Origin of the sequence: Streptomyces sp. NPDC052236, assembly GCF_044548015.1 — a bacterium.
Lineage (GTDB): Bacteria > Actinomycetota > Actinomycetes > Streptomycetales > Streptomycetaceae > Streptomyces.
The window spans coordinates 35,794-50,602 of record NZ_JBIUBL010000012.1 but is presented as its reverse complement, the minus strand read 5'-3'; the positions used below and the strand labels follow the sequence as shown (position 1 = coordinate 50,602).

Genomic DNA, 14,809 nt, shown 5'->3' with positions numbered 1-14,809 from the left:
GGAACATTGTTGATCGCCGGGATGCCCCGTCACCACCGCGTGACGTAGTGATCTGCCGGTGAGCGTTCATCGCTCTGTAGAAAAGCGCAGGCAGGCAGGGGGAACCGGGATGCTCAGGCACCGCTGTCGTAGTGCTCAGAGGCGAGGAGTTCCTCGATCCGCAGGCCGAGGTGCAGTACGAGACGGTGGGCGCCATTGTCCAGGTCGAGTCCCGTGATGTCCTGAATCTGTCGCAACCGGTAGTACAACGAGGTCCGGTGGATCTGCAATGCCTCCGAGGTCCTGGGGACCGATCCGGCGAAGTCCAGGAAGCAGCGAAGCGTCTCCCGCAGCCGTGCGGCACCGCTGCTGCGGGCCAGAGCGCGCAGCGGCATCGGAATCAGCGACTCGTTCAGGGCATGCTCCGGGAGCTGCGCCAGGATGGCGAACTCGCCCAGCTCCTCCCAGTCGCCTATGCCCTTCAGAGCGGGCAGCCGGCGGGCCGCCCGTGCCGCCACGAGCGCCTGCTCGTACGAGGTCCACGCTTCGGCCAGGTTGGTCCGGCGCCCGCCGACGCCGACCGTGGGCGCCGCCGATGGGCTGAGGAACGTGGCCAGGGTGTCGAGGATGCCTGTGGACTGTTCGGTGAGTTCCGACTGGCTCGGCGGCCGGTCACGGAGCTGAAGGAGCACCGCGCGCTCCTGGTCGACCGCCATGGCTCCAATCGCTGACCGCGTGCGCCGGAACGGCTCCACCGCAGCCCGGAGCGCCACCTGGATCTGTGCGTGCGGATCCTCCTGGGACCGGGACACCTCGACGACGCTGACCACGGAATGGGGTGCGTCGCGGAGCAGACCGCTGCCGAGCATGCGCTGCCGCGCGGCGCTCCGCCCGGCAGGGCTCGTGCTGAGCAGATCGAGCAGCGTTTCCTCCGCGGCCGTCTCCTCGGCGTCGGTCGCGAGGTAGTCCGTGTACATCTGAGCCGTGATGGCGCGGGAAGCGTCCTCGATGGCGTCGATCTGCTCCGTTGTCAGCGTCTGCTGCGCGTCGATGACCATCAGCAGGCCGAGGAGATGGCCCCGCTCCCTGAGGGGCACGCAGTAGCGCGGAAGCAGGCCGATGTCGTCACGGCCCTTGATCATGCCTGGCCTGGACCACTGGGCCACTCCCTGCGCAAGGATGAACCGGATTGTCTCGCTGTCCGCATAGCCGTGGAGAAGGCCGCGGACGCGCACCTGGTCCTCGTCGCCGAAGTGCTGACTCGAGCAGATCAGCCGGACCAGAGGATCGTCGACCACGACGGACCGGCCGAGGTCCACCGCAAGCTCGTCGACCAGCGACTGCAGTGCGTCACTGCCGACGCGAGCTCGGTTGAACCGTCCAGTCATGATGAGTCCTCTCTTGAGACTCTTTTCGATGCCCGGGCCGGTACGAGAAAGAACCGGGCTCGGGGAGTCCTGCGGGCGCCTGGGCGTACTACATCAAGCCCTGGGCGTCGCGCCCTTCACGGGGACATCGCGTAGGCGGCCCGGAAAGCCCGGCTGAAATGTGAGGCACGGGCCATCGGCTCGCTGGGGTGTGGCGCGTAGGTTGCCACGGTGTCCACGAGCCCGAGGAGGAAGGGCGGCAGTAGTCCGCCCAGTGCCGTGTCGGGGCGAAGAGGGGATTGCTGTAGTTGTTGTGCGGGAGCGTGGCACGGGCACCACCGGTCGACTTTACCCTGCCTGCCGGGGCCTGTCCCCTGTGTGCCACGGCCACGGCCCCGGCCGCGCGACCCGCGCACCTGCCGCATCGCGAGCCATAGGAGACGTGTACACATGCCCGTGTTGCATACATGCATCTTTGCCCGGAAAGCTTCACACGGCGGGCACTGGCGCCCTACGACCGGGCGCTGCCCGGCATGGGAGGCATCGTGCTTGTCCTCGACACAAGCGATTTTCCAGTCGGTGACAGGATCGCAGCCTTCCAAGCGGTGGCCGCCGGCGAGGGCGGCATCTCCTCCGTCCAGGAGGAGGAGACCGAGGGCACGGTCTGGAAACGACTCGAACTCTGGCAAATCGGCCCGCTAACGCTCTTCCATACCCAGGGCACAGGGATGCGCGTCTCCCGCTCGCTCCGGCAGGCGCGGCGCGATGCGATGGACACCGTCGCGATCAATATTCTTCGCCAGGGAGTCGGCGGTTTCGCATGGACCGACCATCGGCAGCGCATCGGCCCAAACAGCGCGACCATGCAACACATGCCTGCCGGGTACGATTACTGGTGGTCCGGCCTCGGCAGCGCGCTGGCTCTGATGTTCGACACCGAACGCCTCAGCCTGCCCGTAGAGACGATCCGCACGTCCATCCCGATGCTCGAACACAGCCCCATCGGACGGCTGCTGATCAACCACGTTCACGGCGTGCACCGCATTGCCGACGAGATCAACATGGGCCCCGAAGCCGATGCCCTTGCCTCCGCCACCGTGGAACTCGTCCGAGCGTGGGTGGTGTCCGTCGCCGGCGACGACCCCACCCGCCGGGCAGTCGCAAGGGAAACCCTCCTCACCCGTGTCCTGGCCTACGCCCGCGCCCATCTGCGGGAACCCGACCTCACCCCTCAAAGGATTGCCTGGGCACACAACACGTCCATGCGGACGTTGTACCGGCTGTGCGAAGACGGCGGGCTCAGTCTTGAAAAGTGGATCATCCGCCGCCGGCTCGAGGGCGCCCGCAGCGACCTCGCAGCCCCCGGACACTCGCACCGCACGATCGACGCCATCGCCCGCAGTTGGGGCTTCGCCAACCCCGCCTTCTTCTCCCGCCGCTTCCGCCAGACCTACGGCACCGCCCCCAGTCAATGGCGGAGACTCTCCCAGCAAGGCCAACTCCTGTCCCCGCCCGACGATCTGTGACCAAACCTCCCCGGCTGACAGCCGGCAGGCACCGACGACGTGCGCCTAGTACACACAGCGGTGTCACGAATGCCTCACCTGCCAGAGACTGTCGGCTGTGAAGGCAGCATTCGATCCGCGAGCCCACCGCAGAGGCCGCCGTGCTGGAGCGCCGGGGCAGGTGTGGCCACTGGCAGGCCCGTCCCGCGTACCGCCTCGTCCTGCGCTGCTTCGGCGGCTTCGGTGACTTCGGTGCCTGCATCGGGCACCGCCGTGAGGTGACGTAGCCGGGCCCTGTCGAATGGAGTTCGATGCCCGTTGAGCGGGTGCTGGAGCTCAACGAATCGCGACTCGCGTCAGTAGGTTAGGGCTGGTAGAGGGCTGGGCGAACCGAAAATGGTCTAGACAACGAAGAAGCCCCGGGTTGCTGACCTGGGGCTTTCGTATGGAGCGGGTGACGAGAATCGAACTCGCGCTTTGAGCTTGGAATCACCCAGCTCTGGAACGGCGACATGGCGTCTCACCTGGGAATATGGGGTCCGCTATTGACCACTGTTTACCCTTCGACCAGCACGTAGTGGCACGGAGCACTCAGAAGAGTGCCGCACAGGGCGGTCTCCCGAGAGCGGAATGTCGACGGGACTGGGTCTGTGAAGCGATTCGCTCCGGCAAGGGTCCGGGATTGGATCGCGCCCAAATCAACCGCCGAAGACGACCCGGTACGCCTCCGGGGCCCTGCTGTGCCGGCAGCGTGAGACTGGATGTCGTGTTCGTGAGTCAGTGTCGTTCGCACCGTGCTCGCCCCCTCTGCCGGGTTTCCTTCTGTCCGTCCTCATCGGACATCGGGGGACGGGCCCTAAAACCCCGTGGTAGTTGCCTCTTGTCGCACCGGTTTCAGGCTCCGATGGCCCGCATGAGTGACGGGGTGTACGGCGCCGAGCCTTTGGTGTCGCGCCAGTCCCGGGGTGACATCCCGTAGGCGGCCCGGAACACCCGGCTGAAATGTGCGGCGCTGGTGAAACCCCATCGGTGCGCCACTGCGGAGATCGTGCGGCCATTCCCGTGGCGCGCCAGTTCGCGCCGGCACTCCTCCAGACGGCGCCGCTGGATCCACCGGCCGACAGTGGCGTCTTCGGTCTCGAACAGTTTGTGTAGATAGCGCAGGGATATGCGGTGGTCTCGGGCGATGGCATGCGGTGTCAGGTCGGGGTCCTCGAGATGACGGTCGATGAACGCTTGGATCCGCAGCAGCAGCGCCCGGTTCGCTCCGCGCGTGTCCTCGCTGGTCCGGCCGAGCAACTGGTCGGCCAGCACGCCAAGCAGGTCCACGACGTTATGGGCCATCAGTTCGCTGGTGCGGTGCGGGAAGGTTCCCGCACCGTCCACGAGCCCGGCCAGGAAGGGCGACAGCAGCCCGCCCAGAGGCGTGTGAGAGCCGAGCGGTGACGCCGTGGCACGTGTCATTTCGGACTCACTGAGGCCCAGAACGTCTCGCGGCAGGACGAGGGACTTGGTCCGGAAGGCCTGGGGAAAGTTCAGCCGGAGGGCGCGCGCCGTGTCGTAGACGAAGATGTCTCCCGGCCCCAGGAGAGCTTCGCGGCCGTCCTGTTCGAGTCGGGCGACTCCTCTTTCCAAAAGTTTGACGACCACGTGCGCCTCTGCATGGCTCTGCGCGACGACTCGGCGGGTGCGCAGTACGGACAGGTAGTCGCCGTCCACGGCGACGGCCTGGAGCCGGCCGAGCGGTGTCGTACGGATCGTGCCGGAGTACACCTCGTCGGGTACGGCCATGTCCACGGCGCCGAACGTCTGGGCCAGGGCTTCGCGCCAGTACGCCCGTCTGCGGTGGATGGGCAGCGCGTCCGTGGTGTAGAAGCTGCCGGGGACGCTTCCCTCCTTTCGGACCGGTGCCCCAGGCGTCAGGAGATCCGCCTCTTTTCCGCCGGCGCGGAGGGTTGCCGAGAGCGGCCCGGGCTTTGGTCTCGATGAATACAGCGACATAAGGTCCGCCCTTCGGTCGTGTGCTGTCTGAACGTTGTGCGAGGCGGACTTTCCGCTTCGGCGTCATTTCGCCGAGAGGTTTTGATGCCGGACGTCAGGCCGGACAGCAGGAGTGCAGCGCGTCGTAGAGGAAGTCGCCGCCCTGCTGGGTCGCCGCCCGGGCGGCGCAGGTGTCCCTCATCGCGTTGAGCACGACGAAGTCATGGATGACGCCCTGATAGCGCACAGCCGTTGTCGGCACGCCCGCGGCGCGCAGCTTGGCGGCATACGCTTCGCCCTCGTCGCGCAGGACGTCCGCCTCGGCCATGATGATCAGCGCCTGCGGCAGCCCGCCCAGTTCGTCCAGGCTCGCTCGCAGGGGGGAGGCCGTGATCTGCGCGCGCTCGGCCGGATCGGTCGTGTACTGGTCCCAGAACCACTTCATCCCGTCGCGGCTGAGGAAGTAGCCGCTCGCGAACCGCTCGTAGGAATCGGTGTCGAAACGTGCGTCGGTGATGGGGTAGTACAGCAGCTGCGCCGCGAGCTTGGGGCCTCCACGCTGCTTGGCCAGAAGAGTGGTGGCTGCGGCCATGTTGCCGCCAACAGAGTCGCCCACCACCGCGACGCGGTCCGGGTCGAGCCCGTGGGCGGCTCCCTCCTTCGAGATCCACAGCAGCGTGGCGTAGGTCTCTTCAAGGGCCGTGGGGTACTTCGCTTCGGGCGAGAGGCTGTAGTTGACGAAGACCGTCGCGGCCTGTGCGCGTACGGTGAGCTCGCGCACGAGCCGGTCATGGGTGTGGGCATTGCCGAAGACCCAGCCGGCGCCGTGGAGATACAGGACCACGGGCTGGGGGCCCTGGGCACCGGCCAAGCGGAAGACGCGGATCGAGACCTTGCCCGACGGGCCGCCCGCGATCGTCAGATCCTCCACCTCCGCGTCCGGCACCGGGACGTCGCCCTCCTGGACACTGTCCAGGACCTTTCGTCCTTCGACCGGGCCCAGGTCATACAGGAACGGAGGGTGCGCGGTCGCGTCGGCGAAGGCCTGCGCGGCCGCCTCAAGAACTGGGGGGACGGTGGACATGCTGCCCTCTTGCTGTGCGGGACGTGCCGCCGAAGGCGGCCTTACGTCCCTCACCCTCGCAAGCAGCCTGCTCCGCACGCATCAGTATGTTGACTGTCCGTCTCCGACGGCAGCGGGGCAGCACGGACAGGTCGCCTCATCCACCGTCCGCACGGTCCCGTTGAACTGGTCGGTCAGCGCCGGTCGGCGAGAGCATCCCTGAGGAAGTGGCCGCCCTGCCGGATCGCCGCCAGCGTCGGCGGGCTGTCCTGCAGAGAAATCAGGGATGCGAAGTCGTGCACTGTCCCCAGGTAGCGGGCGGCGATCACCGGGACTCCGGCCTGCCGCAGCCGGCGGGCGTACTGCTCGCCCTCATCCCGTACGACGTCCGCCTCCGCCGTCACGATGAGGGCGGAAGGCAGTCCCGCGAGGTCCGCCGTGGTTGCCCGCAGCGGCGAGGCCGTGGGCTCGGCGAGCTCGCCCGCGTCGTCGGTGTACTCGTGCCAGTACGAGTCCAGAGCCTCACTCGTCAGGAGGTAGCCAGAATCGAACTGGTCCCGCGAGGGGGTGGCGGAGCCCGGGTCGGTCATCGGGTAGTACAGCAGTTGTGCGCTGATACGGGGGCCGCCACGCTGCTTGGCCATCATGGTGAGCGCCGTGGCCATGGTCGCGCCGGCGCAGTCGCCGGCCAGCGCCAGCCTGCCGCCGTCCAGATCCAGGGCGTCGGCCTGCTCGACCACCGAGGTCAGGACCGCGTACGACTCCTCCAGCGCGACCGGGTAGCGGGCCTCCGGGGTGCGGGTGTACTCGGGTACCACGAAGGCGGCGGCACTCGCGGTGGCCAGCTCGCCGATCATTCGCGCGTGGGTCCGGGCGTCGCCCAGCATCCACCGGCCGCCATGCAGGTACACGACCAGGGGAAGGGGGCTCGTCGCCGCCGGGCCGGTCGGCCGGAACAACCAGAAGCCGACGAGCCCGCGCGGGCCCACCGGCGCCACCAGGAACTCGGCGTCCAGGCCCAGGTCGTCGAACGTGTGCCCTTGGATCTCCAGCAGTGCCTGACGTCCGTCGGCCGGACCGAGCTGGTGCAGGTAGGGCGGTGCCACAGAGGCGTCGACGAGCCGTTGTACGAGGGGATCGAGGACGACGGCAGGGCGTTCTGGCCCGTCGCGGCCCCTTCCGGGCTCGGAACTCAAACGGCTCACTTTTCCTCCATCGTCACGAGCGGTTGTCCGCCGGATGGTCACCGGTATCGCCGCTACCCAAAGGGGCTGCGCTGACACCGTGGGAGTGGCCCTGTGGTGCGACTCGCGATGGGGATCACAGATCGTCGAACAGATCGCGAAGCTGGTTCCGGCTGCTGACACCCAGCTTCGGATACACGTTGTAGAGGTGGGAGCTGACCGTACGCGGGGACAGCATCAGCTGCTCGGCGATCTCCCGGTTGCGAAGACCTCGTGCCGCCAGCCGTACGATCTCGCGCTGCTGTGCGGTCAACTCCGCCAGTGGATCGGCCTGGGCGGGTGAGGTGGCCACGCCGCTGGCCCGCAGCTCCACACGGGCCTCCTCGGCCAGGCCGGACGCGCCGAGCCGGGTGAACGACTCGAGCGCGGTGGCCAGAAGCGGGCGGGCGTTCAGGGGGCGCCGCCGTCTGCGCAGCCACTGCGCGTAGTGGAGCCTTGCCTGGGCCCGGGCGAGCGGCCACTGATCGCCCGTCGGGTTCACCGTGGCGAGACGGAAGTGGTGTTCGGCGTCCTTCGGGTCGCCGGTCAGCGCGGCGGCGTGGTGCATCAGCAGCGTCATCCGGGTCGTCGGCCGCGGTCCCATCGCGGCGCGCACCACCGCGAGGATGTGCGCCGCCTCCTCCTGACGGCCCGTTCGCTGGGCGGCCGCGGCGAGGTCGGCGACCGACCGGGGGGACAGGAAATAGTGCCGCGGCGTGCCGTCGTCATCGAACAGCGACCGGAACTGCCGGAACGCGCCGTCGAAGTCGCCGGCCGCCGCGGCAGCGGTACCGGCGGCCCGCAGGATGCGTGCGTGGGTGGCGCGGTTCTCCTCCAGGCCGACCGCCGTCCAGGCCGGGTCCGCCGTCATGCCGGTGGACTCGCCGCGCAGGGCCCGCAGGGTCGCCCGCAGCGCCTCGACGTCGATCTGCAGATGCCTCCACTTGTGCACCGCCGCCAGCGTCGCGGTCGTCTCCAGATGCTCGTCGGCGTCCGCCCACCGGCCGGTGTCGATCAGCGCTGCGGCCATCGCTGTGAGCGTGGGGGCGGCGGAGCCCATGGCACCGTACGCGCTGAGCATGGCGTACACCTGGCGGAAGGTCTCCACGCACAGGTCGGACTCGTCGGCGTACCAGGCCACCGAGCCGATCCCGAGGGCCCGGGTCATCTCCGCGACGCTGGTCGACGGCTCCGGCGCGCCCGGCCGTCGGCGGATGCCCCGCAGCAACTCGGTGGCGTCGGTCGGATCGGCCCCGGCCAGGGTCGAGGCCCGCACCGCGGCGGAGGCTTCGGTCGTCGTCAACTCGGCGTAGGCGGTGTCGCGGTTGTCGGCCTCGACCCCATCCAGCAGAGCGGCGATCGGGCGCCTGACCTCGGGCAGGCCCGACTGGAACGCGACTGCCCCGAGCACGGCGGCCAGAGCGACCACCGTCACGCCGTCCGTGGGCGGATCCGGCTCCAGCGCGCTCATCAGCACCTGGAACCCCTGCCGCTGGTGACCGGACAGCGACAGGGCTATGCCCGCCCCACAGGCCGCCATGCCCAGCACGTCCCGGTCCTCGGTCAGCGCGGTGACCTTGTCGTACAGCTCGCCGACCCACGAGGGGTCGCCGGCGTTCTGGGCGGATCTCAGCGCCTTCGCGTACCGGCGCGCCCGGTCGGCGGTGGCGGGGCTGCACTCGGCGGACCGTTGCAGCGCCTGGGCCGCCGCGTAGAAGCCGCCGCGCCGCTCGGCGAGTTCGGCAGTGTCTTCCAGGGCCGCCGCCACGGACTCGTCGTGGCCGACGCATGCGGCGGCCAGGTGCCAGGCGCGGGGGGCCGGATCGGCCGTGAGAACGGCCGCCAGGTCCCGGTGCGCCTGCTGCCGCAGATAGGTCGGCGCCGCCTGATAGGAACCCGCGCGTGCCAGCGGATGCCGGAAGACCACCCGCCCGTCCATGATGGTCACGAGGCTGGCCTCTTCGGCCGAGGCCCACGCCCGGAGATCCGGCCCGGCGCCCGCGGCCGCCATGATCGTGTCGAGGTCCTCGTACTGCGACGCCGCGGCGTAAAGGATCAGCCGCCGGGTCGTCTCCGGCAGGTCGCGCAGCCGGGCGGCGTACAGCTCCTGGATGCGCTCCGTCTGCGGCAGTCCGCCGCCGGGCAGTACGCCCGCGCCGCCCGCTCCGGCCGCGCGGCACAGTTCGATGATGGCCAGCGGGTTTCCCCCGGCCTGCCGCAGCAGTTCGCTCCGCGTCCGGCCGGTGGGCACCTGCAGCTGGGTGTCCACGAGTTCGGCCGCGGCCTGTTCGGTCAGCGGCCCCAACAGCACGGTGGGCAGGTCTGCCGGAACCCCGGCGGGGGTCGTCTGCCCGCGTGCGGTCAGCAGCACCGGCACGTCCTGTGCCGTGACGCGGCGCATCACGAAACCGAGCACGTCGAGGGAGTCCCGGTCGAAGTGCTGGACGTCGTCGACGGTCACCAGGACGCGCTGCCGGCGGGAGACCTCGGCCAGCAGCGTCAGGACCGCCACACGCAGCAGCATGGGGTCGGACGGCCCCTCGGCCGGAGCGATGCCGAACGCCGTCTCAAGTGCCGTGCGCAGATGGTCGGCCAGCGTGGCGACGTCGGCCAGAACGGGGAGGAGCAACTGGTGCAGGGACGCGAACGACTGCCGCGACTCGGCCTCGATGCCCTGGGACGCCAGGACGAGCGTTCCGCTGGCCCGCGCGTGGTTGCCGGCGACCGCCAGCAGCCTCGGCTTGCCCGTGCCGGCCTCGCCGAGCAGCAGCATCCGCGGTTCACCGCGGCCCTCGACGATCTCCAGGAGGCGAGCGATCTCCCCCTCCCTGCCCACCAGGGAACCATCAGGTTCGTATTGGCGCAGGGGACTGTGACTACTTTTCATGCCGGGCCTCGGCTACGACGCCCCCACGACGTATCCGGAGAACATCCTTGAGCGGTCCGGCCACGATGTTCTCCCTGCCGCATGTACACCTGCCTGCCGCAGCGCGTAAGGCAGGTTTTGCCCATCTTGCCATCCGCCGCATCCGGCCTGGCCGGTTCGTGATGTCCGCCACATGCGCTTCGGTGTGAAACCGATGACGTCGGCGACGCCAGGAGGGAAGCCGTCCCTGTCGTGCCACCACAGGTGTCCCAGGAAGGGCATCTTGGCGTGGATGAGAGGTGAGGGGCGGTCAAGTCTTGCGGAATCCGAACGAGCGGATGGTCTGAACGCGCAGTTCGGAGGGGCGGGGCGCTGTAGGGGGAACCAGGTTGGCCGTCTCGGCGACGACGCCGGCCAGGAATCCACTTCCCTGCTGGCGTACTCCTCGAGGCGTACGAACTTCTCGTTGCCTCGCTTCTTCAGCTTCAGCTTCTGCTTCGTGACGGCCACGCACGCGGACGGGAGGCGTTCGGTCGCGTCGAAGAGGGCGGGGTCGGGCCAGCCAATGCGCGCACCCGAGGACTGCGGCTCTCAAGGTATGGGGGCCAGCGGCCGTCGGGGCCGTAAGGGGTGTCTGGAAGGTCGCCGTGGGCGGCGTCGTTGCCGGTGAACCGGACTTTGTACGCGGCAACCCGGACATGCTCGCAGATCAGGTGCAAGACCGCGGAACCCTGGCCGTTCAGACACTGCCCCAACGTGTTGGTGCCGGGCCGTCGGACGGCGCGCAGCGTGTTGAGGAGTACGCAGACATCCTCCCGATACCGAAGCGCAGGTGCCCGGCTCTTCTCGTACAGCCGACGCCCATCACCGCAGCGGTGGCCGACTGCGGGCCGACCACGCGCCGTTCAGCAGGTAAGGCGCCTGCTCGAATAGGCCCGAGGCCGGACATGTGCCCAAAGCGGCGATGCCCCGGTTCCGCGGCCGCGGAACCAGGGAGCGCCGTCGTGATCCGCTTCTTTGGCGATCACGACGGCGACCTCGGTCCGCAGGCCGACGGGGAGCCCTGTGGTGTTGGGTTACTTCCCCAGGAAGGCGAGGAGCGCGGTGTTGACCTCCTCCGCGTGGGTCCACAGCAGGCCGTGCGGGGCGCCCTCGATCTCTACGTAGTCGGCGGACGGGAGCGCCTTGTGGAACGGCCGCGCGGTTCCCTCGACGGGCAGGATCCGGTCGCCCGTGCCGTGCAGGATCAGGGCCGGCACGTCGATGGCCGGGATGTCGGCACGGAAGTCGGTGTACCAGGTCGATGGTGCGGCGGAGGCGGCGAAGAAGCCGCCGCTCGCTGCGACGTTCCAGCTGTTGCGGACCGCTTCCTCGCTGATCCTGGTGCCGAGGTTCTCGTCCAGGTTGTAGAAGTTCTTGTAGAAGTCCGTGTAGTACGCGTAGCGGTCCGCCTTGACGGCCGCGACCACGCCGTCGAAGAACTCCTTCGGGGCGACCCCGTCCGGGTTGTCGTCGGTCTTGAGCAGGCAGGGTTCCAGCGAGGCCAGGAAGGCGACCTTGGAGATCCGGGCGGAGCCGTAGGCGGACACGTACCGGGCGACCTCACCCGTGCCCATCGAGAAGCCGACCAGGACGGCGTCCTGCAGGTCGAGGGTTTCCATCACGGTGTTCAGGTCGGCCGCGAAGGTGTCGTAGTCGTAGCCGGTCGTCGGCTGGCTGGACTGTCCGAAGCCGCGGCGGTCGTAGGTGATCACGCGGTAGCCCGCGTCGAGCAGCACGGCGCTCTGCCGTTCCCAGGAGTGGCCGTCGAGCGGGAAGCCATGGATGAGGACGACCGGCTGCCCGGTTCCGTGGTCCTCGTAGTAGAGGTCGATGGTGGTGGAGTTCTCCTGACCCACGGTGATGTACGGCAAGGGATCATTCCTTCGTCCGGAGTGGCTGGCGCGCGCAGGACCACGCTCCCTCTCGATGAGGGAGGGCGCGGTGCGGACGGCATCGGCCCCTCGGCCTCCGACGTCCGGGCATGCGCGGCACGGGATGACATCACCCTAGGGAGAACGTCCCGCCGCCTGTTGTCCGCGAGCGCACCGCTTCTTGCCTGGAAGTGCCATGAGGGGGACATGCCCCGGCACGCTGCTGCGCAATGCCTTCGAAGGCGCCCCTCGCCGCGCCTTCCAGCAGGCGCGGACAGGCCGCAAGTGGTGCGCCGACAGGCAAGGCGCCATCACCGGCCGCGCTTGGTGTTCCATCCATGGGGGGAGGACTGCCCGTCGGCGCGCTGCGGTTGTCGCCGTCCGGATGCGCCCTCGGGCGTATGGATGAGATGCCGCAACGCATCCCGGTGGACAGGATGCCTGGCATGGCTTCGCGCGGATGCGAGAGAGGCTCAGTGGTCGTTGTCCCGTCGTCCGCAGTCGGAGTCCCAGCTGTCCGTCGCCGACTATGCGGTGCTCTTCAACCTCACGGACGCGCCCGTCGGGTGCGGCGCGTTCGTGATCACCGCCCCGGCGGGACAGGAAGTGAGCGGCTCGGACAGGCTCGGCGCGACGGAATAGAGACGTTCCGCAGCGTGTTGCAGGATTGCAGTTGACATATCAACCAAAGGAAAGGTTGAGGACGATGCAGTTCGGCATCTTCACTGTCGGTGATGTGACCACCGATCCGACCACGGGGCGCAGGCAGACCGAGTACGAGCGGATCAAGTCGATGGTCGCCATCGCGCAGAAGGCCGAAGAGGTGGGCTGGACGTCTTCGCGACCGGCGAGCACCACAATCCGCCGTTCGTGCCGTCCTCGCCGACGACGATGCTCGGGTACGTCGCCGCGCGGACCGAGAAGCTGATCCTCTCCACCTCGACCACGCTGATCACGACGAACGACCCGGTGAAGATCGCCGAGGACTACGCGATGCTGCAGCACCTGGCCGACGGTCGCGTGGACCTGGTGATGGGGCGCGGCAACACCGGACCGGTCTATCCGTGGTTCGGCAAGGACATCCGCGAGGGCATCAACCTCGCCGGTCTGGGCGGCCATGTCTACATGCGCCACAGGTCCCAGGACGCCGTCCGGGAGTTCCGCCCGTTCTTCGACCACTCACCGGTGATGGGCGGCGGGATTTCCATGGAGGAGTACATGGAGCAGACGCCGCTGACCGTCGGCACCCCTGAGCAGGTCATCGAGAAGACGCTCACCTTCCGTGAGTACTTCGGCGACTACCAGCGCCAGCTGTTCATCGTGGACGGCGGCGGAGTCCCGCACAAGGCCGTGCTGGAGCAGATCGACATGCTCGGCGAGGAGGTCGTACCCGTCCTGCGGCGGGAGTTCGCCAGGAACCGGCCAGTCGACGTGCCCGATGCCCCCACCCACGCGACACTGCTCGCCACCCGCGACGCCGAGCACGCGCCGTCCGCGGATCCGGTGGCCTGAGACCGTGCGAAAGGACCTGGCGTTGGACCGGACCCCTGAAGCTGGTGCGGAGGGTCCGGCTTCCCGGATCAGCCGGGCAGCCGACGAACTGGCGGGACTCATGGGCGGCCGCCAGGCCGTTGTCGGGTCCGCCGGGACCGTCGTGCCGTTCGAACAGCAGTCGGCCGCACTCCGGTCTGTGTGAAGGCGCGTACCGAGCGCGCGGCAACCGGAAAAGGAGTTACTGATGAGCGACAACTTTAACGACTACCGGGCGGACGGCGAGGTCGCGCCCGACCGCTGGGCAAGCGCCCTGCACCTGTTCGACAACGGCGCAGGGGTCCCGCATGAGGAGACCACCGTCGAACGCTGGGAACGGGCCCGGATGCTCTTCGAGGCCAAGGACTACATCGGCGCCGCCAGGCCGCTCGCCGCCGTCGTCGAGGAGGTCCCGGAGCAGACCGGCCCCAGGCTGCTGCTGGCCCGCGCCTACTACCACTCGGTACAACTGCGGCGCGCCGAGGAGCAGTTGCGCGAGGTCATCGACCGTAACCCGGTGGAGCACTACGCCCACCTGATGCTGGGCCGCACGCTGGAACGTCAGGGGCGGCACGAGGAGGCGGGGTCCTGGCTGCGCATGGCTGCCGCGTTCTCGGGCGATTTTCCGGACGACGACTGAGCGGCGGGCAGTGCTTTCGCGGGCGGGGACACCGGTCAACCAGTGTCCCCGCCCGCGGTCTGTAAGCCGCTCGGCCCGAGAAGCCCCCGAAGGGAAGCGACGTCCTCGCGGCCGAAGGAACCAGCGAGGGTGATGACCGGGACGGGCAGTCCCAGGCCGCGCCGGCCGCCGAGATCCTCCTGGCGGCGGGGGCGTCCGTGGATGTGGGCGACAGGGATGGGAACACCGCTCTGTTCCATGCGGTGTTCAACTACCGAGGTGATCCGGCAATGCTCCGGGTGCTTCTGGAAGCCGGAGCAGATCCCGAGCGGCAGAACGGGAAGGGTGTGAGCCCGCGTGGTCTGGCCGACCTGATCGGCACCTACGATGTGGCGGTTCACGTGCCCGGCGAGGCCGAACCGGTAGTCGCTGGTCAGGCTTCCTGCCTCTCATGCAGGTGTTGCTGGACGAGGTTCGTAGAGGGTCCCGTCACGGAGCATGGCGAAGAGGACGTCGGCTCTGCGTCGTGCGAGGCAGAGCAGGGCTTGGGTGTGGTGTTTGCCCTGGCTGATTTTCTTGTCGTAGTAGGTCCTGGAGGTTGGGTCGGCCAGAGCCGCCAACGCGGACAGGAAGAAGGCCAGTTTGAGCTGCTTGTTGTCTCTCCGGGAGGGGGGTTGTTCGCCGCGGATCGCGGATCCTGAACTGCGGGTCGCCGGGGCGAGACCCGCATAGGCGGCCAGGCTGGCTCAGGAAGGTGCGTCGTT

Annotated in this window: 9 protein-coding genes and 3 pseudogenes; 5 read left to right on the top strand and 7 right to left on the bottom strand. The window is 68.7% G+C overall.

The features are described from left to right. Positions 1 to 113 precede the first annotated feature (113 nt). A complete protein-coding gene (locus ACIHCQ_RS20765) occupies positions 114 to 1,367 on the bottom strand; it encodes a PucR family transcriptional regulator (RefSeq protein WP_399664062.1) in 1,254 nt (417 codons plus the stop codon). Positions 1,368 to 1,813: 446 nt separating this feature from the next. Here ACIHCQ_RS20765 and ACIHCQ_RS20760 point away from each other — a divergent pair, with 446 nt between their 5' ends. After that, positions 1,814 to 2,872 carry a helix-turn-helix domain-containing protein gene (locus ACIHCQ_RS20760; RefSeq protein ID WP_399664060.1) on the top strand — a complete coding sequence of 353 codons (1,059 nt, stop codon included), beginning with the start codon at positions 1,814 to 1,816 and terminating at the stop codon, positions 2,870 to 2,872. Positions 2,873 to 3,745: 873 nt separating this feature from the next. On the opposite strand, the gene ACIHCQ_RS20755 is transcribed toward ACIHCQ_RS20760, so the two are convergent. The 5 genes from ACIHCQ_RS20755 to ACIHCQ_RS20735 all read right to left on the bottom strand — a co-directional run bounded on the left by ACIHCQ_RS20755 (position 3,746) and on the right by ACIHCQ_RS20735 (position 11,896). Next, on the bottom strand, positions 3,746 to 4,852 hold the full coding sequence (locus ACIHCQ_RS20755; RefSeq protein WP_399664058.1) for a helix-turn-helix domain-containing protein: 1,107 nt from the start codon (positions 4,850 to 4,852) through the stop codon (positions 3,746 to 3,748). Between the two features lie 94 nt (positions 4,853 to 4,946). After that, positions 4,947 to 5,915: an alpha/beta hydrolase gene (locus ACIHCQ_RS20750; RefSeq protein WP_399664056.1), complete on the bottom strand. Its 969-nt coding sequence runs from the start codon at positions 5,913 to 5,915 to the stop codon at positions 4,947 to 4,949. A 173-nt stretch (positions 5,916 to 6,088) separates the two neighbouring features. Next, positions 6,089 to 7,099, bottom strand: a complete 1,011-nt coding sequence (locus ACIHCQ_RS20745; protein ID WP_399664054.1) for an alpha/beta hydrolase — start codon at positions 7,097 to 7,099, stop codon at positions 6,089 to 6,091. A 115-nt stretch (positions 7,100 to 7,214) separates the two neighbouring features. Further along, positions 7,215 to 9,953 (bottom strand): AAA family ATPase, encoded by a 2,739-nt coding sequence (locus tag ACIHCQ_RS20740; RefSeq protein ID WP_399664052.1) that lies wholly within the window; start codon positions 9,951 to 9,953, stop codon positions 7,215 to 7,217. Positions 9,954 to 11,059: 1,106 nt separating this feature from the next. Beyond that, on the bottom strand, positions 11,060 to 11,896 hold the full coding sequence (locus ACIHCQ_RS20735; protein ID WP_399664050.1) for an alpha/beta fold hydrolase: 837 nt from the start codon (positions 11,894 to 11,896) through the stop codon (positions 11,060 to 11,062). Between the two features lie 483 nt (positions 11,897 to 12,379). Here ACIHCQ_RS20735 and ACIHCQ_RS20730 point away from each other — a divergent pair, with 483 nt between their 5' ends. The 4 genes and pseudogenes from ACIHCQ_RS20730 to ACIHCQ_RS20715 form a co-directional block, all read left to right on the top strand. Next, positions 12,380 to 12,538, top strand: a complete 159-nt coding sequence (locus ACIHCQ_RS20730; protein WP_399664048.1) for a hypothetical protein — start codon at positions 12,380 to 12,382, stop codon at positions 12,536 to 12,538. Between the two features lie 64 nt (positions 12,539 to 12,602). Continuing rightward, positions 12,603 to 13,408 (top strand): annotated as a pseudogene (locus ACIHCQ_RS20725) (LLM class flavin-dependent oxidoreductase). Positions 13,409 to 13,634: 226 nt separating this feature from the next. Beyond that, positions 13,635 to 14,066, top strand: a complete 432-nt coding sequence (locus ACIHCQ_RS20720) for a tetratricopeptide repeat protein (RefSeq protein WP_399664047.1) — start codon at positions 13,635 to 13,637, stop codon at positions 14,064 to 14,066. A gap of 197 nt (positions 14,067 to 14,263) precedes the next feature. Then, positions 14,264 to 14,371: pseudogene (locus ACIHCQ_RS20715) on the top strand (hypothetical protein); the annotation flags it as partial. Between the two features lie 123 nt (positions 14,372 to 14,494). Here the strand turns inward: ACIHCQ_RS20715 and ACIHCQ_RS20710 are convergent. Next, positions 14,495 to 14,791: pseudogene (locus ACIHCQ_RS20710) on the bottom strand (transposase); the annotation flags it as partial. Positions 14,792 to 14,809: the final 18 nt, after the last annotated feature.